Origin of the sequence: Roseateles sp. (genome assembly GCF_047654785.1) — a bacterium.
GTDB lineage: Bacteria > Pseudomonadota > Gammaproteobacteria > Burkholderiales > Burkholderiaceae_C > Pelomonas.
This window is the reverse complement of sequence record NZ_JASGKQ010000001.1, coordinates 651,370-672,270: the sequence shown is the minus strand read 5'-3', so window position 1 is coordinate 672,270 and position 20,901 is coordinate 651,370. Positions and strand designations below refer to the sequence as shown.

The 20,901-nt window shown below is 72.6% G+C and carries 19 protein-coding genes and 1 tRNA gene; 14 read left to right on the top strand and 6 right to left on the bottom strand.

Annotated features, from left to right (window positions below; genetic code table 11):
- Positions 1–28 precede the first annotated feature (28 nt).
- The 3 genes from QM788_RS03100 to QM788_RS03090 all read left to right on the top strand — a co-directional run bounded on the left by QM788_RS03100 (position 29) and on the right by QM788_RS03090 (position 1,566).
- Positions 29–577 carry a DUF2975 domain-containing protein gene (locus QM788_RS03100; protein ID WP_415659996.1) on the top strand — a complete coding sequence of 183 codons (549 nt, stop codon included), beginning with the start codon at positions 29–31 and terminating at the stop codon, positions 575–577.
- Between the two features lie 84 nt (positions 578–661).
- Positions 662–886, top strand: a complete 225-nt coding sequence (locus QM788_RS03095) for a helix-turn-helix domain-containing protein (protein WP_415659995.1) — start codon at positions 662–664, stop codon at positions 884–886.
- 62 nt (positions 887–948) lie between these two features.
- Positions 949–1,566, top strand: coding sequence for a hypothetical protein (locus QM788_RS03090; RefSeq protein WP_415659994.1), 618 nt, complete (start codon positions 949–951; stop codon positions 1,564–1,566).
- On the opposite strand, the gene QM788_RS03085 is transcribed toward QM788_RS03090, so the two are convergent.
- Positions 1,551–3,254 carry an acyl-CoA synthetase gene (locus QM788_RS03085; RefSeq protein ID WP_415659993.1) on the bottom strand — a complete coding sequence of 568 codons (1,704 nt, stop codon included), beginning with the start codon at positions 3,252–3,254 and terminating at the stop codon, positions 1,551–1,553. The two genes, QM788_RS03090 and QM788_RS03085, sit on opposite strands and share 16 nt — an antisense overlap.
- Positions 3,255–3,340: 86 nt before the next feature.
- A complete protein-coding gene (locus QM788_RS03080) occupies positions 3,341–3,871 on the bottom strand; it encodes a GNAT family N-acetyltransferase (protein WP_415659992.1) in 531 nt (176 codons plus the stop codon).
- A gap of 46 nt (positions 3,872–3,917) precedes the next feature.
- Between QM788_RS03080 and QM788_RS03075 the strand changes: the two genes are divergently transcribed.
- Entirely contained in the window at positions 3,918–4,829 is a 912-nt protein-coding gene (locus QM788_RS03075) for an alpha/beta fold hydrolase (protein ID WP_415659991.1), read from the top strand.
- Here the strand turns inward: QM788_RS03075 and QM788_RS03070 are convergent.
- The gene (locus QM788_RS03070) at positions 4,807–5,073 is read right to left on the bottom strand and encodes a DUF4212 domain-containing protein (protein ID WP_415659990.1); all 267 of its coding nucleotides are present in this window, start codon (positions 5,071–5,073) and stop codon (positions 4,807–4,809) included. The genes QM788_RS03075 and QM788_RS03070 overlap by 23 nt on opposite strands.
- A 78-nt stretch (positions 5,074–5,151) precedes the next feature.
- Here QM788_RS03070 and prfB point away from each other — a divergent pair.
- From prfB to QM788_RS03050, 4 genes are all read left to right on the top strand, one after another.
- A protein-coding gene (gene prfB / locus QM788_RS03065) for a peptide chain release factor 2 (RefSeq protein WP_415659989.1) occupies positions 5,152–6,256 on the top strand; the annotation gives its coding sequence in 2 pieces (ribosomal slippage) (positions 5,152–5,232 and positions 5,234–6,256; 1,104 coding nt in all).
- 114 nt (positions 6,257–6,370) lie between these two features.
- Positions 6,371–9,037 (top strand): aminopeptidase N, encoded by a 2,667-nt coding sequence (gene pepN, locus QM788_RS03060; protein WP_415659988.1) that lies wholly within the window; start codon positions 6,371–6,373, stop codon positions 9,035–9,037.
- Positions 9,037–10,056 carry a class 1 fructose-bisphosphatase gene (locus QM788_RS03055; RefSeq protein ID WP_415659987.1) on the top strand — a complete coding sequence of 340 codons (1,020 nt, stop codon included), beginning with the start codon at positions 9,037–9,039 and terminating at the stop codon, positions 10,054–10,056. Before pepN ends, QM788_RS03055 begins: the two co-directional genes overlap by 1 nt.
- A 46-nt stretch (positions 10,057–10,102) precedes the next feature.
- Positions 10,103–10,178 (top strand) — tRNA-Thr (locus QM788_RS03050).
- A 78-nt stretch (positions 10,179–10,256) separates the two neighbouring features.
- On the opposite strand, the gene QM788_RS03045 is transcribed toward QM788_RS03050, so the two are convergent.
- Positions 10,257–10,925 (bottom strand): OmpA family protein, encoded by a 669-nt coding sequence (locus tag QM788_RS03045; RefSeq protein ID WP_415659986.1) that lies wholly within the window; start codon positions 10,923–10,925, stop codon positions 10,257–10,259.
- A 273-nt stretch (positions 10,926–11,198) separates the two neighbouring features.
- Complete coding sequence (locus QM788_RS03040) at positions 11,199–12,551, bottom strand: TonB family protein (RefSeq protein WP_415659985.1); 1,353 nt, start codon at positions 12,549–12,551, stop codon at positions 11,199–11,201.
- 249 nt (positions 12,552–12,800) lie between these two features.
- Between QM788_RS03040 and QM788_RS03035 the strand changes: the two genes are divergently transcribed.
- The 5 genes from QM788_RS03035 to QM788_RS03015 all read left to right on the top strand — a co-directional run bounded on the left by QM788_RS03035 (position 12,801) and on the right by QM788_RS03015 (position 18,305).
- On the top strand, positions 12,801–14,234 hold the full coding sequence (locus tag QM788_RS03035) for a S41 family peptidase (protein WP_415659984.1): 1,434 nt from the start codon (positions 12,801–12,803) through the stop codon (positions 14,232–14,234).
- A 166-nt stretch (positions 14,235–14,400) separates the two neighbouring features.
- Positions 14,401–15,147: a HesA/MoeB/ThiF family protein gene (locus tag QM788_RS03030; protein ID WP_415659983.1), complete on the top strand. Its 747-nt coding sequence runs from the start codon at positions 14,401–14,403 to the stop codon at positions 15,145–15,147.
- 65 nt (positions 15,148–15,212) lie between these two features.
- On the top strand, positions 15,213–16,088 hold the full coding sequence (locus tag QM788_RS03025) for an LOG family protein (RefSeq protein WP_415659982.1): 876 nt from the start codon (positions 15,213–15,215) through the stop codon (positions 16,086–16,088).
- Positions 16,085–17,005, top strand: coding sequence for an arginase (rocF, locus tag QM788_RS03020; RefSeq protein ID WP_415659981.1), 921 nt, complete (start codon positions 16,085–16,087; stop codon positions 17,003–17,005). Before QM788_RS03025 ends, rocF begins: the two co-directional genes overlap by 4 nt.
- A 13-nt stretch (positions 17,006–17,018) precedes the next feature.
- Positions 17,019–18,305, top strand: coding sequence for a phospholipase D-like domain-containing protein (locus QM788_RS03015; RefSeq protein ID WP_415659980.1), 1,287 nt, complete (start codon positions 17,019–17,021; stop codon positions 18,303–18,305).
- Between the two features lie 7 nt (positions 18,306–18,312).
- Here QM788_RS03015 and QM788_RS03010 read toward each other — a convergent pair whose 3' ends face one another.
- Positions 18,313–19,125 (bottom strand): DUF429 domain-containing protein, encoded by an 813-nt coding sequence (locus tag QM788_RS03010; RefSeq protein WP_415659979.1) that lies wholly within the window; start codon positions 19,123–19,125, stop codon positions 18,313–18,315.
- A gap of 36 nt (positions 19,126–19,161) precedes the next feature.
- On the opposite strand from QM788_RS03010, the gene QM788_RS03005 reads away from it, so the two are divergent.
- A complete protein-coding gene (locus QM788_RS03005) occupies positions 19,162–20,877 on the top strand; it encodes a diguanylate cyclase (RefSeq protein WP_415659978.1) in 1,716 nt (571 codons plus the stop codon).
- The last annotated feature ends 24 nt before the right edge of the window (positions 20,878–20,901 follow it).

The following is a 20,901-nucleotide window of genomic DNA, read 5'->3' as shown; positions in this document are numbered from 1 at the left end:
AAGTTTTTCTCGTTTTGCGAAGACCATCATGCCCGACGACCCGTCTCCCGCCGGCCTGCCGCGCATCCGCCGCCTGGCCTGGGTGGTGCGGGCGCTGTGCCTGCTGGGCGTGGTGGTGATCGGCACGCTGCCGTTCATCTTCTGGGCCGAGCCGCTGTGGGTGGGCGAGGTGGCGGCGCGCACCTGGCAGCTCGACCGGGTGCAGCTGGACCTGGGCTCGCGGCTGTGGGGGCTGGCGGCGTCGCTGCTGCCCACGTCGGTGAGCCTGTTCGCGCTGTGGCAGATGTGGTCGCTGTTCGGCTGCTTCGCGCAGGGCGAGCTGCTGGCGCGCCGGCCGGCCGCGCACCTGCGCCGCCTGGGGCTGGGCCTGTGCGCGCTGGCCGCCGCGCAGCCGCTGGGGCACACGCTGGCCATCCTGGCGCTGACCTGGGGCAACCCCGAGGGCGAGCGCCAGCTGTGGTTCGGCCTGGGTGCCGAGCACTACCTCGCGCTGCTGTTCGGCCTGCTGCTGCTCGCGCTGGCGCAGGTGCTGGGCGAGGCGGCGCGCGTCGCCGACGAAAACGCCGGGTTCGTATGACCCCCTCGTCCAAGGCCTGCCTCGGCCGGCCCCGCGAGGGGGGCGGCGCGCAACGCCCAGGCCGACACGCAGGGAGCCGCTGAGATGCCCATCGTCGTCACGCTCGACGTCATGCTCGCCCGGCGCAAGATGCGCTCGCGCGAGCTGGCCGAGCGGGTCGGCATCACCGAGGCCAACCTGTCGCTGCTGAAGAGCGGCAAGGTGCGCGGCGTGCGCTTCGACACGCTGGCGCGCATCTGCGCGGCGCTGGACTGCCAGCCGGGCGACCTGCTCGCCTGGACGCCGGGCCCGGAGCCCGAAGATGCCTGAGCCGCGCCGCCGCCGGGCCTGGCGGCTGCCGCTGCCCCACCACCCGGCCGTGAAGTTCTAGCGTGGACCGCCGCTGGATTGCGCGCCTCGCGGTCACCGCCCTGCACCTCGGGCTGTTCGCAGTGCTCTGGCTGCATCGGCCGCCCCCGCCCCACGACGAGCCAGGGGGACGGCGACTGACGACCGTGCGCCTGGTGCCGGCGCAGCGCAGCCCGTCCCCACCCGCGCCCGCGCCCGCACCCGCGCCACGGGCCATCGCCACGCCGCATCTGCCCGCACCAGACCGGCCCGCGCCAGCGCCGCTGCCCGGCTTCCGCGCCGAGGCGGCGGCGAGCCCAGAGCCGACGGCCCCTGCCGATGCCACCGAGCCGCCGCGCACGACCCTGCTCCTGACGCTGCCGCCCGGCCATGCCGCTTCGTCCGCCGCCACACGCAACCCGGCGCTCGGCGACCCGCGCAGCAACACCGCACGCCGCACGCTGGAAAGCCGCATCGCCGACGCGGCGGGCAATACCGGCGCCTGGACGGAGGAGCGCACCAGCGACCACCGCACCGTCATGCGCCACGGCGACACCTGCGTCGAGGTGTTCCGCTCGCGCATCGCCGACATGGACCCGTTCAACGGCAACGTCGCGCCCCGCACGGCGGGGATGATGGGCAAGCCCTACAAATGCAAATGAGCCCGGCCGGCCGCGAGCTCCTGCTCGCGCAGCCGCAGCACGCGGCGCTGCACCTTGCCGGTGGTCGTCATCGGCAGCGCGTCGATGAACTCGACTTCCTTGGGGTATTCGTAGGGCGCCAGCCGCGCCTTCACGTGGGCCTGCAGCGCCTCGACGAGCGCCGCGTCGCCCGTGACGCCGTCGGCCAGCACGACGTAGGCCTTGACCAGCGCGCCGCGCTCGGCGTCGGGCTTGGGCACGACGGCGGCGTTCGCCACGGCCGGGTGCTTGAGCAGGCAGTTCTCGATCTCGCCCGGGCCGATGCGGTAGCCGGCGCTCTTGAACACGTCGTCCGCGCGGCCCTCGTACCAGAACGTGCCGCCGGCCTCCATGCGCGCGAGGTCGCCGGTGCGGCACCAGCTGTCGGCAGGATCACCGGTGAACTTGGCGCGGGTCGCGGCGTCGTTGTCCCAGTAGCCGAGGAAGAACACCGGGTCCGGGTGGCCGTGGCGGTCGCGCGCATGGACGGCCACTTCGCCGATCTCGCCCGGCGCGCACTCGCGGCCCGCGTCGTCGATGACGGCGACGCGGTGGCCCGGATAGGCCCGGCCCATGGCGCCCGGCTTGGCCGGCCAGAGCGCCTGGCAGTTGCCGATGACGTAGTTCATCTCCGTCTGGCCGAACATCTCGTTGACGGGCACGCCCAGCGCGTCGCGGCACCAGGCGAACACGGCGTCGCCCACGGCCTCGCCGGCGCTCATCAGCGCGCGCAGCTTCAGCGCATGGCGCCGCGGCTGCGGCTCCGCCTTCATCATGGCCTTGAGCGCGGTCGGGAACAGAAAGCTGTGCGTGACGCCGTAGGCGGCCATCAGCTCGAAGGCCTTGGCCGCCGAGAAGCGCCCCTGCCACGCGACGATGGGGCGGCCGAAGTACAGCGCCGGCAGCAGCGCGTCCATCAGCCCGCCGGTCCAGGCCCAGTCGGCGGGGCTCCAGAAGACGGCGTCGGTGCGCCGCGCCGGGTCGAAGGGATCGAAGCCGAACCAGTCCTGGCTGGCGATGAAGCCCGGCAGGTTGCCGATCAGCGCCCGCTGCGGCAGCAGCGCGCCCTTGGGGTTGCCGGTGGTGCCGCTGGTGTAGATGAGGATGGCCGGGTCGTCGGCCCGGGTGGGCAGGCGCTGGAAGCGCGCGGCCTCGGCCTGCAGCACGTCCGCCCAGCGCAGTTCGGCGCCGGCCGCCGCGCATTCGCCCACCGCGATGACGCTGCGCAGCGCCGGGCAGCGCGCCCGGGCCTCGCGCAGCGCGGGCAGCACCTCGCAGGCGGCGATGGCCAGCACCGCGCCGCTGTCCCGCAGGCGGTATTCCAGCGCCTCGGCGCCGAACAGCGTCGACAGCGGCATGGCCACCGCGCCGACCTGCTGCAGCGCGATGTGCGCGACGGCGGTCTCGAAGCGCTGCGGCAGCACGACGGCCACGCGGTCGCCGCGGCGCACGCGCTGCGCCAGCAGTGCGTTGGACAGCCGGTTGGCCGCGCGCTGCAGCTGCGCATAGCTGTAGGTGGCGCGGCAGCCGCTCTCGCTGTCGAAGTGGATCGCCGTGGCCCGGGGCGTCTCACGCGCCCAGCGGCCGCAGCAGGCCTCGGCGAGGTTGAAGTCCCCGGGCACCTGCCAGCGGAAGGCGGCGTGCAGTTGCTGGTAACGGTCTTCCGCCATGGGCCACGCTGGTTGGGACAAGGGGGCGAATGCTAGCCAGCCCGACCGGGGCCGGCCTCATGGATTGCCCGGGGCCGGGCGCGCGGCTACAGGCCCAGCCAGGCCGACGGCGACCACTTGCTGGGCCGGTCGCCCTCGGCGTAGCGCTCCAGCGCGTCGCCGGCCAGGCGGCACAGGCGCCAGTCGGGCATCACGTCGGCGCCCAGGCCTTCGTAGAAGCGGATGGCGTCCTCATTCCAGTCGAGCACGGTCCAGTCGAAGCGGCTGTAGCCGCGCTCGCAGGCCGTCTGCGCCAGGTGGATCAGCAGCGCGCGGCCCAGGCCGCTGCGGCGGTGGGCGGGGCGCACGTACAGGTCTTCCAGGTACAGGCCGGGCTTGCCGAGGAAGGTGGAGAAGTTGGTGAAGTACAGCGCGAAGGCGACCACCTCGCCGCCCACCTCGCCGAGCACGCATTCGACGGCGGGGCGTTCGCCGAACAGGTGCGGCGCGAGCTTGTCGGGCGTCACTTCCAGCAGGTGGGCGAGGTTCTCGAACTCGGCGAGCTCGCCGATGAGTTGGACGATGGCGTTCAGGTCGCGCGGCTCGGCGGCGCGGATGGCGGGGCGGGATGCAGGCATGGTGGGCGGCATTGTCGGGGCGCGGCCGTGGCCTACAGTCCCGGATATGCCCGATGTCTACGCCCCACGCCGCCCGCCCCGCAGCGAGTTCCTGACCCTGCGCGGCCTGCGCCACCACCTGCTGCGCTGGGACCGGCCGGTGCCCGGCCAGGCGCCGCTGGTGCTGGTGCATGGCTGGATGGACGTGGCCGCGTCCTTCCAGTTCATGGTGGACGCGCTGCCCGCCGGGCGCGAGGTGATCGCGCTGGACTGGCGCGGCTTCGGCCTCAGCGGCACGACGGGCGCGGACTGCTACTGGTTCCCCGACTACCTGGGCGACCTGGACGCGCTGCTGGACGCCGTCAGCCCCGGCGCGCCGGTGGACCTGCTGGGCCACAGCATGGGCGGCAACGTGGCCATGAGCTATGCCGGGGTCCGCCCGCAGCGCGTGCGCCGGCTGGTCAATCTCGAAGGCTTCGGCCTGCCGGACACGGCGCCCGACGCCGCGCCCGAGCGCCTGGCCGCGTGGCTGGACGAGCTGAAGGCCCCGCCCACGCTGCGCCCTTACGCGACGCTGGCCGACGTGGCCGCACGGCTGATGAAGACCAACCCGCGCCTGCCCGCCGACAAGGCCGCCTGGCTGGCCGGCCAGTGGGCGCGCCCCGGCGCCGACGAGGGGCGGGAGGGCTTCCTGCTCAACGCCGACCCGGCGCACAAGCGCACCAACCCCATGCTCTACCGCAAGGCCGAGGTGCTGGCCTGCTGGCGGCGCATCGCCGCGCCCACGCTGTGGGTGGAGGGCAGCGACGAGCAGCTGACGCGCTTCTGGGGCGGGCGCTACCCGCGCGAGGACTTCGAGGCCCGGCTGGCCCAGGTGCCGGCCCTGCAGCGCGCCGTGCTGGCCGACGCCGGCCACATGCTGCATCACGACCAGCCCGAGGCGCTGGCCGCCCACATCAGCGCGTTTCTGGCGGACTGACGGCGGACGCCGCGGCCGCCTCGTCCAGCCGGCGCATGCGCCAGGCGTAGACGATGACGATGGCACAGAAGCCCAGCAGCGCCCCCTGCGACGCGAGCCAGAACGCCAGCGGCCAGCCGAACACCTCCACGGCCAGCTCGCGCGCGAAGTACACCGGCGCGAAGGCCACGACCGCCCAGGCCGCCAGCAGCCACGCGGTCAGGCGGCGGGTGCGGCGCCAGTAGGGGATCGGCGGCATCGTCATCGGCGCATTCTGGGTCATGGGCGGCCCGGCCTTCCTTGAGGGAAAATCCGCGTTTTCCCAAGCAGCACCCGCCCTGACATGGACATCGAACACATCAACCAAATCGGCAGCAGCCTGGCCGACCTCTCAGCGCGCACCGACGCGCTAAGGGGGTATCTTTGACTTCGACCGCAAAGCCCTGCGCCTGAACGAGGTCAACGCCGCGCTGGAGAACCCCAACGTCTGGAACGACCCCAAGCGCGCCCAGGAGCTGGGCAAGGAAAAGCGCCAGCTCGAAACCATCGTCGACACCCTCAAGCACCTGGGCGCCTCGCTGGCCGACAACGCCGAGCTGTTCGAGATGAGCCGCGAGGAAGGCGACGAGGCCGGCATGCTGGCCATCGAGGAGGACGCGGCCTCGCTGCGCGCCAAGGTGGAGGAGCTGGAGTTCCGCCGCATGTTCAACAACCCGGCGGACCCGAGCAACTGCTTCATCGACATCCAGGCCGGCGCCGGCGGCACCGAGGCCTGCGACTGGGCCGGCATGCTGCTGCGCCAGTACCTGAAGTACTGCGAGCGCAAGGGCTTCAAGGCGACGCTGGAAGACGAAACGCCCGGCGACGTCGCCGGCATCAAGAGCGCGACGATCAAGGTCGAGGGCGAGTACGCCTTCGGCCTGCTGCGCACCGAGACCGGCGTGCACCGCCTGGTGCGCAAGAGCCCGTTCGACTCGTCCGGCGGCCGCCACACCTCGTTCGCGTCGCTGTTCGTCTACCCCGAGGTCGACGACAGCATCGAGATCGACATCAACCCGGCCGACGTGCGCACCGACACCTTCCGCGCCTCGGGCGCCGGTGGCCAGCACATCAACAAGACCGACTCGGCGGTGCGGCTGACGCACATCCCGACCGGCATCGTCGTGCAGTGCCAGGACGGCCGCAGCCAGCACAGCAACCGCGACGTCGCCTGGCGCCGCCTGCGCTCGCGGCTGTACGACCACGAGATGAAGAAGCGCATGGAAGAGCAGCAGAAGCTGGAGGACACCAAGACCGACGTCGGCTGGGGCCACCAGATCCGCTCCTACGTGCTGGACCAGAGCCGCATCAAGGACCTGCGCACCAACTACGAGACCTCGGCGACGCAGAAGGTGCTGGACGGCGACCTCGACCCGTTCATCACCGAGTCGCTCAAGCAGGGCGTGTGATGGCCCACCCCCTCGCGGGGGCGCCGTCAGCGGCCCGGTAACACCGGTTCCACGGCGGCTGCCGGATGAGCAGCCCGCCACGGACGAATCCACCGATTTCCAAGAAAGCCCCTCATGCGTGAAGGCACCGCTCCCCTGATCCAGCGGCTGGACTACCAGCCGCCGCCGTTCTGGATCCGCCAGGTCGAGCTGACGTTCGACCTCGACCCGGCCAAGACCCTCGTCACCAGCAGGATGCAGCTGGAGCGCAACCGCGCCGTGCCGCACGGCCCGCTGCGCCTGCACGGCGAGGAGCTGAACCTGCTGCGCGTGCTGGTCAACGGCGCCGGCGTGTCCTTCCGCCAGGAAGGCCATGAGCTGGTCATCGACAGCCCGCCCGACGAGGACTTCGCGCTGGAGATCCGCAACGCCCTGAGCCCCGAGAAGAACACCGCGCTGTCGGGCCTCTACACCTCGGGCGGCAGCTTCTTCACGCAGTGCGAGGCCGACGGCTTCCGCCGCATCACCTATTTCCTGGACCGCCCGGACGTGATGGCCGTCTACACGGTCACGCTGCGCGCCGACCAGGCCCGCTACCCCATCCTGCTGTCCAACGGCAACCTGGTGGACAGCGGCGAGTTGGAGAACGGCCGCCACTTCGCGAAGTGGCACGACCCCTTCCCCAAGCCCAGCTATCTGTTCGCCGTGGTCGCGGGCGACCTGGTCGCGCGCGAGCAGCGCGTGCGCACCCGCGCCGGCAAGGACCACCTGCTGCAGGTCTACGTCCGCCGCGGCGACCTCGAAAAGACCGAGCACGCGCTGAACAGCCTGATCGCGTCGATCGTCTGGGACGAGGCCCGCTTCGGCCTGCCGCTGGACCTGGAGCGCTTCATGGTGGTCGGCGTGTCCGACTTCAACATGGGCGCGATGGAGAACAAGGGCCTGAACATCTTCAACACCAGCGCGCTGCTGGCCTCGCCCGCGACCGCGACGGACGCGGACTTCGCGCGCATCGAGTCCATCGTCGCGCACGAGTACTTCCACAACTGGACCGGCAACCGCGTCACCTGCCGCGACTGGTTCCAGCTCTCGCTGAAGGAGGGCCTGACCGTCTTCCGCGACCAGGAATTCAGCATGGACATGGCCGGCAGCCCGTCGGCCCGCGCGGTCTGCCGCATCCAGGACGTGCGCCAGCTGCGCGCGCTGCAGTTCCCCGAGGACAGCGGCGCGATGGCCCACCCGGTGCGCCCGGACAGCTACAGCGAGATCAACAACTTCTACACCGCCACCGTCTACGAGAAGGGCTCGGAGGTGGTGCGCATGTACCAGACCCTGGTCGGCCGCGCCGGCTTCGAGGCCGGGCTCAAGCTCTACTTCGAGCGCCACGACGGCCAGGCCGTGACCTGCGACGACTTCGCGCAGGCCATCGCCGACGCCAACCCCGGCTCGGCGCTCGCCACGCGGCTGGACGCCTTCAAGCGCTGGTACTCGCAGGCCGGCACGCCGCGCGTGACCGCCCGCGGCGAGCACGACGCCGCGGCCCGCACCTACACGCTGCGCTTCACGCAGCAGACGCCGGCCACGCCGGGCCAGGTGGACAAGCTGCCGCAGGTCATCCCCGTCGCGCTGGGCCTGCTGGACCGCCACGGCGCCGCGCTGCCGCTGAACGCGGCCGGCGACACCGAGACCGTGCTGGTGCTCGACCAGGCCGAGCAGCGCTTCGTCTTCGAGAACATCGACGCCGAGCCCGTGCCCTCGCTGCTGCGCGGCTTCTCCGCCCCAGTGGTGCTGGACGACGGCCTGCCCGACGCCGCGCTGCTGGTGCTGATGCGCCACGACAGCGACCCGTTCAACCGCTGGGAAGCCGGCCAGCGCCTGGCGCTGAACCGCATCCTGCATGCGCTGCGCGCCGGCCAGCCGCTGGTGCTGAGCCCCGTCTTCATCGACGCGATGCGCGGCCTGCTCAACCACCCCGGCCTGGACCCGGCCTTCAAGGAGCTGGCGCTGACGCTGCCGGCCGAGAGCTACATCGCCGAACAGCTCGACGTGATGGACCCGCAGGCCATCCACGCCGCCGCGATGGCCGCGCAGGCCCAGCTCGCCAGCGCGCTGCGCGAGGACTGGGCCGCCGCCTTCGAGGCAAACCAGGTGCCCGGCGGCTACACGCCCGACCCGGTGTCCTCGGGCAGGCGGGCGCTGGCCAACCTCGCGCTGTCCATGCTGGTGCTGGACGCGCAGGCCACCGGCGACACCGTGTGGCCCGGCAAGGCCTACCAGCGCTTCAAGGACGCGGCCAACATGACCGACCGCCTGGGCGCGCTGGCCGCGCTGGTGAACGCCAATGCCGCACTGGCCGCGCCGGCGCTGGAGCGCTTCCACGCGCTGTTCAAGGACGACGCGCTGGTCGTGGACAAATGGTTCGCGCTGCAGGCCCGCGCGCCCGAGGCCGACGGCCGCGTGTTCGCGCGCGCCAAGGCGCTGCTGAAGCACCCCGACTTCAGCCTGAAGAACCCGAACCGCGCGCGCAGCCTGCTGGCCGGCCTGTGCATGTTCAACCCGGCCGCCTTCCACCGCGCGGATGCCGCCGGCTACGTGTTCTGGGCCGAGCAGGTGCTCGCCATCGACGCGATCAACCCGCAGCTCGCCAGCCGCATCGCCCGCGCGATGGACCGCTGGGCCGTGCTGGCCCCGCCCTACCGCAGCGCCGCCCGCGAAGCCATCGCCCGCGTGGCCGCCAAGCCCGACCTGTCGCCCGACGTCCGCGAGATCGTCGAACGCGCCCTCGCCTCCGGAGACCACTGATGACCCGCCGCATCTCCCTGACCCAATACCTTGTCGAGCAGCAACGCGAGCACGGCCACATCCCGCAGGAGCTGCGGCTGCTGATCGAGGTCGTCGCGCGCGCCTGCAAGCGCATCGCCATCTCGGTCAACAAGGGCGCGCTGGGCGAAGTGCTCGGCAGCGCCGGCAGCGAGAACGTGCAGGGCGAGGTGCAGAAGAAGCTGGACATCATCGCCAACGAGGTACTGATCGAGGCCAACGAGTGGGGCGGCCACCTCGCCGCGATGGCCAGCGAGGAGATGGACGGCATCTACGTCGTGCCCAACCGCTACCCGCAGGGCGAATACCTGCTGCTGTTCGACCCGCTGGACGGCTCGTCCAACATCGACGTGAACGTCTCCATCGGCACCATCTTCAGCGTGCTGCGCAAGGTGGGCCATGCGCGCGGCGTCAGCGACGACGACTTCCTGCAGCCCGGCCGCCAGCAGGCCGCGGCCGGCTACTGCGTCTACGGCCCGCAGAGCACGCTGGTGCTGACGGTGGGCGACGGCGTGGCCGTCTTCACGCTCGACCGCGAGACCGGCTCCTGGGTGCTGACGCAGGACCAGGTGCGCATCCCCGAGGACACGAAGGAATTCGCGATCAACATGTCCAACCTGCGCCACTGGGCGCCGCCGGTGCGCCGCTACATCGACGAATGCCTGGCCGGCGCCACCGGCCCCCGGGGCAAGGACTTCAACATGCGCTGGGTGGCCAGCATGGTGGCCGACGTCCACCGCATCCTGACGCGCGGCGGCGTCTTCCTGTACCCCTGGGACCAGCGCGAGCCCGACAAGCCCGGCAAGCTGCGCCTGCTGTACGAGGCCAACCCGATGGCCTTCCTGATCGAACAGGCCGGCGGCGCGGCCGTGAACGGCACCGAGCGCATCATGGACCTCAAACCCACCAAGCTGCACGAGCGCGTGGCCGTGGCGCTCGGCTCCCGCAACGAGGTGGAGCGCATCGCCGCCTACCACCGCGAAGAAGGCGCGCAGAAATGATGGCTATAATGGCGGGCTCGACGCAGGCCCGCCGCCTGCCTCGCGGGCCGGCATAGCTCAGTTGGTAGAGCAGCGCATTCGTAATGCGAAGGTCGGGGGTTCGACTCCTCTTGCCGGCACCAGAATCGAAAGCCAGTTGATCGAGAGATCAACTGGCTTTTTCCGTTGGTGGCCGCACCGGGCGGCCTCGGGCCGCCTCTTCAACCCGCCTCGGACAGGAAGATCTCCACCCGGCGGTTGGCCGCGCGGCCGGCCTCGGTGTCGTTGCCCGCCACCGGCTCGCGCGAGCCACGGCCGGCGGTGCTCATGCGCGAGGCCGCCAGGCCCCGGGCGCCGAGGTAGTCGCGCACCGCTGCGGCGCGTTCGCGCGACAGCGGGTCGTTGATGGCGTCGCTGCCGGTGCTGTCGGTGTGGCCGACGATGGTCACGTGCACCTTGGGGTCGAGGTTGCGGCCGATCTCGTCGAGCACGGGGCGCATCTGCGGCTTGATGTCGGCGCGGCCGGTGTCGAACGACACGTCGCTGGGCACGTTGAGCTTCAGGCGGTTGTCCTCCGTGCGGGCCACTTCCACGCCCGTGCCCTGGCTGGCGCGGGCCAGCGCCTCGCGCTTCTCTTCCATATGCTTGGACCACAGGTTGCCGGCAATGGCGCCGACGGCGCCGCCGATGGCCGCGCTCTTGCCGGCCTTGCCGCCGGTGGCCGAGCCGATGACCGCGCCCGCCACGGCGCCGATGCCGGCGCCCTGCGCGGTGCCGCGTTCACGCTCGCTCATGGACGCGCAGCCGGCGGCGAAGACGGCCGTGGCGATCAGCGCGACGAGGCCGGCGCGGCGCAGCGCGGGCACGGCAGAGGATGGGGAAGTACGCATGGGAGCCTCCTGGGGCGATGGAATGCCGGCATGGTCGGCCGCGCGGCGGCGGCGCCCCGTCGTCGCGCACCGCAGCCGTGCGTCGGCTGCGTCCTACAGCGCAGGCGCCGGCTCACAGCCAGCGGATCAGGCGCTCCAGCCAGCGCGGCAGCGGGCGGTTGGGCGTGTAGTTCTGGCGGTACTCGTGGTGCATGGCGGGCTTCGCTGGGCAGTGAAACAACTGCTCATTTATACAGTACTGTCGTTTGTCACAGCAAGCGGAGCGACCCGGATTCAGTCCATGCGGATGGCGGTGTCGAAATGCCAGGTGCGGCGGATCTCGACGACGTCGAAGTCACGCCGCAGCGCCGGCGGGAAGGCGGGGTAGTTTTCCTGGCTGCGCACGATGCGCCGCACGGCCTCGTCGATGGCCGGCACGCCGCTGGAGCGCACCAGGGTGATGGACTCGACCGACCCGTCGCTGCGCACCGCGACGGTCACGACCGGATCGGCGTGCGGCTGCCGGGCCGCCTCGCGCACCATCTCGAAGCCCTGGTTCATCTGGATCTTGCGCGCCCAGGCCTCGGCGTACAGCACCAGCTCGGCATTGGCGTCGGTGCGGCCGAACAGGCGGCCGCGGCGCGCGGGCGTCCAGTCCGGCCGCTGGCGCTCGGCGTCGCGCCGGGCGGCTTCCTCGTCCAGCTGCCGGCCGATGGCGCGCAGCCGGGCCTCGCGCAGCCGCTCCGCGTCGGCCCGGGCCTCGGCCTGCCGGGCGGCGGCGGCGCGGGCGGCGTCCAGGCGGAGGCCCTCCTGCCGCGCCGCGTCCTGGCGGGCGGCTTCCATCTCGGCCAGCGCGGCGGCCCGGCCGGCGGGGTCGGCGCCCAGGCGCAGGTCGCCGCCGGCGCGCTGCAGGGCCGCCACGGCCGGGCCCGCAGCGCCGTGGAATGCGGCGACGACGGCAGCGCCCGGCGCCTGCGCCTCGGCGGCCGCCAGCTGGGCCAGGTCCGCCGCGTGCTGGCGGCCATCGCCGCGCACACGCAGCTCGTCGCCGTCGGCACGCCGCAGCGCCGCCACGGCCGGGCTGGAGGCGCCGGGCAGCGCCGCGACGACGGCGGCCGGCGCCTCGTCCACCTGCAGCGCGGCCAGCGCCGGCTGCACCGCGGTGCGCTCGGGCGGCCGCAGCGATTCGCCCGCGCGGCCCAACGGCGCCAGCGCCGGGCCGGAGGCGCCGGGCAGCGTGGCCAGCACCGGGGCCGGCACGGCCGATGCCGCCGCGATGGCCCAGTCGGCCGCCGTCGCCGGCTTGTCCAGGGCCAGCACCGCCAGGCCGCCCGCGGGCGGTGGCACCGGCGGGGGCATGGCGGCTGCGGCCGGCGCCCCGGGCGGCGCGCCCGCGGGCGCCGGCCGCGCAGGAGCCAGTGCAGGTGCAGGTGCAGGTGCAGGTGCAGGCACCGGCGCCAGCACCACGCGCAGCGCGGGCGCCTCGGCGCGGCGGGCCTGCCAGGGCAGGTTCAGCCCCGGCAGGCCGGTGCCGTCGCCGAACGCCAGGCTCAGCAGCAGCGCATGGATCAGCAGCGAGCCCAGCAGCGCCCGGCTCAGGCGCCACCGGCCGGGCCGCGCGGCGCCGGCGGCCGTCACCGGGTCCACGCCGCCGCTCCCCGCCTGTGGTGAACCCGCCCGCTGCGCATCGGCCTATTGTCTGGTCCCGGCGCAGGCCCCGCCGGTGACTTCCGGCATCCCCGGCGCCGGCAGCCCGCCGCGCCGCCATCCATTTCGATCACGATTTGAAGGGTTTCCCGCGCGTAAATCGGCCGGGCCCGGAGATACCCCCCGCTAAAATGCCCCGACCTGTCAAGCGGTTTCGACAGGATCACGATGACCAAAGGACTCGCCGTCATGAGCTCCAAATTGAAAGTCGCCGGCTGGGTCGCCCTCGGCGCCGTGGCCGGTGCACTCACCACGATGCAGCTGCAGGCCAACGCGCGCAGCAGCCTGTCCCCGCTGCCGCTGGAGGAAATGCAGCAGCTCGCCGCCGTCTTCGGACTGGTCAAGGCCGAGTACGTCGAGCCGGTGGACGAGAAGAAGCTCATCAACGACGCCATCGGCGGCATGGTTTCGGGCCTGGACCCGCACTCCCAGTTCTTCGACAAGAAGTCCTTCAAGGAATTCCGCGAAGGCACGTCCGGCAAGTTCGTCGGCGTGGGCATCGAGATCGGCATGGAGGACGGCCTGGTCAAGATCGTCTCGCCCATCGAGGGCTCGCCGGCGTTCCGCGCCGGCCTGAAGAGCGGCGACCTCATCAGCCGCATCGACGACACCGCCGTGCGCGGCCTGAGCATCGACCAGGCCGTCAAGAAGATGCGCGGCGAGCCGGCCACCAAGGTCAGCCTCACCATCTACCGCAAGGCCGAGAACCGCAGCTTCCCGGTGACCATCACCCGCGAGGAGATCAAGGTCCAGAGCGTGCGCGCCAAGGTCGTGGAGCCGGGCTACGCCTGGCTGCGCGTGAGCCAGTTCCAGGAGCGCACCGTCGACGACTTCGCCAAGAAGCTCGAGGAGATCTACAAGCAGGAGCCCCACCTGAAGGGCCTGGTGCTGGACCTGCGCAACGACCCGGGCGGCCTGCTGGAGGGCGCCGTGGCCATCTCCGCCGCGTTCCTGCCCAAGGGCGTGGAGGTGGTGTCCACCAACGGCCAGATCGCCGAGTCCAAGGCCAGCTACAAGGCGCTGCCGGACGACTACCGCCGCCGTAGCGGCGACGACCCGATCCGGCGCCTGCCGGCCGCGCTGAAGAACGTGCCGCTGGTGGTGCTGGTAAACGAAGGCTCGGCCAGCGCCAGCGAGATCGTGGCCGGCGCGTTGCAGGACCACAAGCGCGCCACCATCATGGGGGCGCAGACCTTCGGCAAGGGCTCGGTGCAGACCGTGCGCCAGCTCGGCCCCGAGACGGCGCTGAAGATCACCACCGCGCGCTACTACACGCCGGCCGGCCGCGCCATCCAGGCCAAGGGCATCACGCCCGACGTGCTGCTGGACGAAACCGCCGAGGGCAACGTCTTCGCGGCGCTGCGCATGCGCGAGGCCGACCTGCAGAAGCACCTGGAGAACGGCCCCGAGGACAACGAAGCCCGCCAGAAGGCCCGCGAGGAAGCCCGCGCCAAGCTGGAGGCCGAATACGCCAAGCGCAACGAGCCGCCCAAGCCGCTGCCGGAGTTCGGCAGCGCCGAGGACTTCCCGCTGGTGCAGGCGTTCAACCAGCTCAAGGGCCTGCCGGTGGTCGCCTCGAAGACGCCGCTGGAACAGAAGGCCGAGGCCAAGCCGGCCGAGTGAGCCGGCGCCGGGCGCCCCCCCTTTGCACACACAGGGCCTCCCAGGGGGCCCTTCTTTTTTGCACTTTGGAGCGAAGACCGGGTTGGGCGCCGGGACGCGGGGTGGGCAATTGCTCCGCGCCCCCCCGTCACGAACCTCGCCGGTAACCGCGAGCTATCCTGCCCGCATGACCGACGACGACCTGCTGCGCTATGCCCGCCACCTGATGCTGGACGAGATCGGCATCGCCGGCCAGCAGCGGCTGCTGGACGCGCACGCGCTGGTGATCGGTGCCGGCGGCCTGGGCTCGCCGGTGGCGCTGTACCTGGCGTCGGCCGGCGTGGGGCGGATCACGCTGGTGGACCCCGACACCGTGTCGCTGGCCAACCTGCAGCGCCAGATCGCGCACGACATGGGCGGCCTGGGCCAGCCCAAGGTCGAGTCCGCCGCCGCGCGCATGGCGGCGCTGAACCCCGGCGTGCGGGTGCATGCGCTGAACCTGCGGGCCGACGCGGCACTGCTGGACCGCGAGGTGCCGGGCGCGGACGTCGTCATCGACTGCTCCGACAACTTCGCCACCCGCCAGCTCGTCAACGCGGCCTGCGTGCGCCACCGCCGGCCGCTGGTGTCGGGCGCGGCGCTGGGCTTCGACGGGCAGGTCGGCGTCCATGACGCCCGCTCGCGCCAGCACCCCTGCTACGCCTGCCTGTTCCCGCCCACGGCCGGCGTCGAGGAGGCGGACTGCGCGACCCTGGGCGTGTTCGCGCCGCTGGTCGGCATCATCGGCAGCGTGCAGGCGGCCGAGGCGCTCAAGCTGCTCGCGGGCATGGGCGAGCCGCTGGCCGGCCGGCTGCTGATGCTGGACGGCCGGCGCATGCGCTGGAGCGAGATCGCCGTGCCGCGCGACCCGCACTGCCCGGTCTGCGGCGGATGACCTCCGGCGCGCGCGCCGCTTTGCCCCGCAAAATCCCGGGCCGACCCGCCCACGATCCCCCGCTCATGAAACCCACCGACGTCCCGACGAGCAACTTCCCGACCGCCTGGGAGGAGTACTGCACGCTGCAGCCCCATCCCGAGTACGACCAGCCGGGCAGCGCCTACCAGCTGGCCTTCAGCGACGACAGCTTCCTGCTGCGCCAGGACATGCGCCCGGTGCGCATGCAGCTGGAGCTGATGAAGCCGGAGCTGATCCAGAACGAACAGGGCGTCAAGTCCACCATCGTCATCTTCGGCAGCGCGCGCATCCTGTCGGCCGAGGCCGCGCGGTCGCTGGTCGAGGCGGCCGAGGCCAGCGGCGACGAGGCGGCGCTGCGCGCCGCGCGCGGCCGCCAGGCCATGAGCCGCTACTACGAGCAGGCGCGCCGCTTCGCACAGATCGCCACGGCTGCCTGCGCCGAGCGCGGCCGGCCGGTCGTCATCGCCACCGGCGGCGGCCCCGGCATCATGGAGGCCGGCAACCGCGGCGCCTACGAGGTGGGCGGCAAGAGCGTGGGGCTGAACATCGTGCTGCCGCACGAGCAGTGCCCCAACCCCTACATCACGCCGGAGCTGTGCTTCCGCTTCCACTACTTCGCGCTGCGCAAGATGCACTTCCTGATGCGCTCGGTCGCGCTGGTGTGCTTCCCCGGCGGCTTCGGCACGCTGGACGAGCTGTTCGAGACGCTGACGCTGATCCAGACCGGCAAGAGCCGCCGCCGCCCCATCCTGCTGTTCGGCCGCGAGTTCTGGACGCGCGTGCTGAACGTCGACGCGCTGCTGGAAACCGGCATGATCAGCCCCGGCGACGAGCAGCTCTTCCACTACGTCGAGACCGCCGAGGAAGCCTGGGCGCTGCTCGAAGCCCAACCCGAACTCGCCGCCCCCGCCACACCATGACCCAGCTCAGAAACGTCTCCCTGATCGGCGCGCCCACCGACATCGGCGCCGGCGCGCGCGGCGCCAGCATGGGCCCCGAGGCCATGCGCGTGGCCGGCCTGGCCGAGGCGCTGCGCGCGCGCGGCGTGGACGTGGTCGACCGCGGCAACCTCGCCGGCCCGCCCAACCCCTGGCTGCCGCCCGTCGCCGGCTACCGGCACCTGGACGAAGTCGTCGCCTGGAACCGCAGCGTCCACGACGCCATCTACGCCGAGCTCAAGACCGGCCGCCTGCCCATCATGCTGGGCGGCGACCACTGCCTGGGCCTGGGCTCCATCAGCGCCGTGGCGCGCCACTGCCGCGACCTGGGCAAGAAGCTGCGCGTGCTGTGGCTGGACGCGCATGCTGACTTCAACACCAGCGAACTGACCCCCAGCGGCAACATCCACGGCATGCCGGTGGCCTGCCTGTGCGGCTTCGGCCCGCAGCAGCTGATCGAGATCGGCGGCCACGTGCCGGCCGTCAGCCCCAAGTGGATCCGCCAGATCGGCATCCGCAGCGTCGACGAGGGCGAGCGCGCCTTCGTGCACCAGCACGACCTGGAGGTGTTCGACATGCGCTACATCGACGAGATGGGCATGCGCCACACGATGGAGCTGGCGCTGGCCACGCTGGACGACAACACCCACCTGCACGTCAGCTTCGACGTCGACTTCCTCGACCCCGTGATGGCGCCCGGCGTCGGCACCACCGTGCCCGGCGGCCCGACCTACCGCGAGGCGCACCTGTGCATGGAGATGATCGCCGACACCGGCCGCATGGCCTCGCTGGACCTGGTGGAGCTGAACCCGGCGCTGGACGAGAAGAACAAGACCGCGCTGGTCGCCGTGGACCTGATCGAGTCGCTGTTCGGCAAATCCACGCTGATGCGCAAGTAGCGCACCCGGCATCATGGCCGCCCACCTCCTCGGCAACGCCGCCTGGATGGCCATCGGCTTCGCCGTGGCGCTGGTGGCCGTGCTGCTGGCCGTGAACTTCATGAGCGGCGAGAAGAAGATCGAGCGGCACGTGGCGCGGCTCTACCCGCTGGAGGACCCGCAGTTCGCCCGCGAGCTGGGCGTGCTGCTGGGCCCGCCGTTCGTGGCCGGCAACCACGCCACGGCGCTGCTGAACGGCGACGAGATCTTCCCGCCGATGCTGGCGGCCATCCGCGGCGCGCGGGCGACGATCACCTTCGAGACCTACATCTACTGGTCCGGCGACATCGGCCGCGAATTCGCGCAGGCGCTGTCCGATGCCGCGCGCCGCGGCGTGCGCTGCCACGTGCTGCTGGACTGGCTGGGCAGCGCCAAGATGGACGCCGCGCTGCTGCGCCAGATGGAGGCGGCCGGCGTCGCGGTGCGGCGCTTCCACCCGCCGCACTGGACGCACCTGGCGCGCCTGAACAACCGCACGCACCGCAAGCTGCTGGTGGTGGACGGCCGCATCGGCTTCACCGGCGGCGTGGGCATCGCCACCGAGTGGACCGGCCACGCGCAGGACGCCGACCACTGGCGCGACACGCACTTCCACGTCACCGGCCCGGTCGTCGCGCAGATGCAGTCGGTGTTCCTCGACAACTGGCTCAAGGTCACCGGCGAGGTGCTGCATGGCCCGGCCTACTTCCCCGAGCCCGAGGCGCCGGGCCGCATGGCCGCGCAGATGTTCAGCAGCTCGCCCAGCGGCGGCAGCGAGAGCATGCAGCTGATGTATTTGTTCGCCATCACGGCGGCCAGCCGGTCCATCGACCTGTCGGCCGCCTACTTCGTGCCCGACGCGCTGACCCACGAGGCGCTGGTGGCCGCGATGCGGCGCGGCGTGCGGCTGCGCGTCGTCGTGCCCGGCAGGCACATCGACAGCGACGCGGTGCGCCACGCCTCGCGCGCCACCTGGGGGCCGCTGCTGCAGGCCGGCGCCACCATCGCCGAGTACCGGCCCACCATGTTCCATTGCAAGGTGATGATCGTGGACGGCCTGCTCACGTCGGTGGGCTCCACCAACTTCGACAACCGCTCGTTCCGCCTGAACGACGAAGCCACGCTGAACCTGCTGGACCGCGGCTTCGCGCAGCGCCAGACCGAGGTCTTCGAGGCCGACCTGGCGCGCGCCGAGCTCATCACCTTCGAGGCCTGGCGGCGGCGGCCGTGGACGGAGAAGCTGGCCGAGCGCTGGAGCCGGCTGCTGGCGTCGCAGCTGTGAACCCGGCTCAGGCGCTGGCGATCCAGCCCTCCAGCGGGTCCACGCCCTCGGGCCAGCCGTAGGCGGGCCGGTCCGCCGCCCAGGCCGCCTGCAGCATCGCCAGCACCGCGTCCAGGCTGTCGCCGCTCGCGTCGGCCACCAGTGCGTCGCGCTGCGCAGCGCTGAGCTTGAGCCGCAGGCCCAGCCGCGTGCGGCCCTGCTCCAGCGCATCGACGATGTCCTTCCTCGCGATCAGCCGCTCGGGTGTCTGCGCGGCCTTGGCGTCGCTCTTGTACGGGCGCCGGCCGATCAGCTCGCGCGCCAGCAGCCCCGGGTAGGCCTCCAGCGCGACGCGGCGCTCGTCGCCGGCCAGCAGCCCCGGCAGATGCACGCCCGCCGCGATCAGCCGGGGCACGCCGGCATGCAGCATCCAGGCCACCGGCGGGTTCACCCACTTCATGCTCGGGCTGGCGCCGGCCGGGCCGTCGCAGGCGCGGTGCGCGAACTTGGCGCCCGCCGGCCGCGCGGCGCAGAAGGCGGCGAACAGCGCGCGGATCTCGGCGCGGCCCAGCGCCGCGTAGTGCGCCATCAGCGCCGCATAGCCGGTCGGCCAGCCGAGCTGCTCGACCAGCTCGCGCGGCAGGCCGAACGGCAGGTCCAGCCCCGCCACCCACGGCCCCGGCCGGGCCAGCCAGGCGGCGAAGGCGTCCAGGCTGGCCAGCGCCGCCAGCCCGGCCAGGCGCACCACGGCGCCGTGGCGCCGCCCCTCGGCCACCCGGATGGGCTTGGCGGCGCGGGGCGCACTCGTGAAGTCGATCCCGAAAACGGCGGCGTCGCGCATGCCCGGCATTGTGGGGCTGGGCAAAATCGCGCTGCCATGGCCGACCCGCCCGCCACCTCCCCCGACCACCCCGCGCCGGGCGCCGACTTCGATGCCGCCGCCTTCGACGCGGCGTTCGCCGTCCAGCAGCAACGCGCGGCGGCCGGCGCCTACCAGGCCTCCACCGACGCGCTGGAGCAGTTGCTGGCCGCCTGCCCCGCCACCGAGGCACGGCGGCGCGGCGCGGTACTGGCGCAGCTGGCCCACCAGTACCCGCGCCTGGGCCGCCTGACGGCCAGCGCCCGCAGCGCCACCGAGGCGCTGGCGCTGGCCGAGCGGCTGGACGACGACCTGCTGCGGGCCGACGCGCTGACCTCGGAGTCCTTCGTCTACAGCCAGCTGATGCTGGCGCGCGAGGCGCTGTCCTGCGGCATGCGTGCGCTGAGCTGCGCCCGCCGCGCCGGCGACCCCGCGCGCGAGGCCTGGGCGCTGAACCGCGTGGCCGTGGCCTACGCCAGCCTGGAGAACCCGGTGCAGGCCTGCGCGTCCACCGAGCAGGCGCAGGAGATCGCCGCGCAGGCCGGCGCGCACGAGGTGCTGTTCTCGTGCCAGAACAACCTGGCCTATTTCTGGCTGCGCCGCGCCGAGGAAGCCGCCGCCCTGGGCGACGCCGCCGCGCAGGCCGAGGCCGCCGCCCAGGCCCGGCAGGCCGCCGAGCAGGCCACGGCGCGGGCGCGCTGCGCAGGCGGCGGCCCGTTCGAGGTGGCGGTGGCGCTGTCCAACCTCGTCAACGCGCTGTTCGCCAGCGGGCAGCCGGACGAGGCGCTGCCGCCGCTCAACGAGTTCGGCCACCTCGCCCACGACCACGGCTACCCCACGCTGGCCATCGAGGCCGACGCGCAGCGCGCCATCTTCCTGCGCCTGAAGGGCGAGCCGCTGCAGTCCGCGCGCATCCTGGAGGCGCTGCTGCAGGCCTGCGTGGAGCCGCCGCCCAAGCTGCGCCGGCTGCTGGTGCGCGCTCTGTACGAGGCGCACAAGGCCTGCGGCCAGTTCCGCGAGGCGCTGGCGCGGCTGGAGGAGCTCGTCGGCCTGGACCGCCAGATCAGCCGCGACAACCTGATGCTGCAGACCGAGGTGATCCTGATCCGCGACCAGGTGGAGCAGGCCCAGGCCCGTGCCGACGTCGCGGCCGCCGACGCCCGCCGCGAGCGCGCCCGCGCCGCGCACCTGGAAACCGAGCAGCAGCGCCTGCGCGAGCATGCGCTGGCGCTGGAGCGCGCCGCGCACGAGGACGTGCTGACCGGCCTGCACAACCGCCGCCACGCCGAGTTCGCGCTGCCGCTGCTGGTGGAGGGCGCGCGGCTGGCGGGCCAGGTCATCAGCGTGGCGGCGCTGGACGTGGACCACTTCAAGCGCATCAACGACAGCCACGGCCACGCCGTCGGCGACGCGGTGCTGCAGCAGCTCGCGCAGTTGCTGCGCCACCGCCTGCGCAGCGCCGACCTGGTGGCCCGCGTCGGCGGCGAGGAGTTCATGGCGGTGCTGGCCGGCATCGCCCCGGCGCAGGCCGCCGAGATCTGCGAGCGGCTGCGCCTGGCCGTGGCCGAGCACGACTGGGCCGCCACCACGCCGGGGCTGGCGGTGCGCATCAGCGTGGGCATTGCCGGCGGCCTGCCGCCGCAGCAGGCCGACACGCTGCTGCGGCGCGCCGACCAGGCGCTCTACGCCGCCAAGCGCGGCGGGCGCAACCGCGTGCTGGTGGACGGCGCCTGAGCGCCTCATGAAAAACGGGGCCCG

Coding starts and splice junctions, on each gene's coding strand:
- QM788_RS03100 (WP_415659996.1), top strand. CDS start 29: ATGCCCGACGACCCGTCTCCCGCCGGCCTGCCGCGCATCCGCCGCCTG.
- QM788_RS03095 (WP_415659995.1), top strand. CDS start 662: ATGCCCATCGTCGTCACGCTCGACGTCATGCTCGCCCGGCGCAAGATG.
- QM788_RS03085 (WP_415659993.1), bottom strand. CDS start 3,254: ATGGCGGAAGACCGTTACCAGCAACTGCACGCCGCCTTCCGCTGGCAG.
- QM788_RS03080 (WP_415659992.1), bottom strand. CDS start 3,871: ATGCCTGCATCCCGCCCCGCCATCCGCGCCGCCGAGCCGCGCGACCTG.
- QM788_RS03075 (WP_415659991.1), top strand. CDS start 3,918: ATGCCCGATGTCTACGCCCCACGCCGCCCGCCCCGCAGCGAGTTCCTG.
- QM788_RS03070 (WP_415659990.1), bottom strand. CDS start 5,073: ATGACGATGCCGCCGATCCCCTACTGGCGCCGCACCCGCCGCCTGACC.
- pepN (WP_415659988.1), top strand. CDS start 6,371: ATGCGTGAAGGCACCGCTCCCCTGATCCAGCGGCTGGACTACCAGCCG.
- QM788_RS03055 (WP_415659987.1), top strand. CDS start 9,037: ATGACCCGCCGCATCTCCCTGACCCAATACCTTGTCGAGCAGCAACGC.
- QM788_RS03045 (WP_415659986.1), bottom strand. CDS start 10,925: ATGCGTACTTCCCCATCCTCTGCCGTGCCCGCGCTGCGCCGCGCCGGC.
- QM788_RS03035 (WP_415659984.1), top strand. CDS start 12,801: ATGAGCTCCAAATTGAAAGTCGCCGGCTGGGTCGCCCTCGGCGCCGTG.
- QM788_RS03030 (WP_415659983.1), top strand. CDS start 14,401: ATGACCGACGACGACCTGCTGCGCTATGCCCGCCACCTGATGCTGGAC.
- QM788_RS03025 (WP_415659982.1), top strand. CDS start 15,213: ATGAAACCCACCGACGTCCCGACGAGCAACTTCCCGACCGCCTGGGAG.
- rocF (WP_415659981.1), top strand. CDS start 16,085: ATGACCCAGCTCAGAAACGTCTCCCTGATCGGCGCGCCCACCGACATC.
- QM788_RS03015 (WP_415659980.1), top strand. CDS start 17,019: ATGGCCGCCCACCTCCTCGGCAACGCCGCCTGGATGGCCATCGGCTTC.
- QM788_RS03010 (WP_415659979.1), bottom strand. CDS start 19,125: ATGCGCGACGCCGCCGTTTTCGGGATCGACTTCACGAGTGCGCCCCGC.
- QM788_RS03005 (WP_415659978.1), top strand. CDS start 19,162: ATGGCCGACCCGCCCGCCACCTCCCCCGACCACCCCGCGCCGGGCGCC.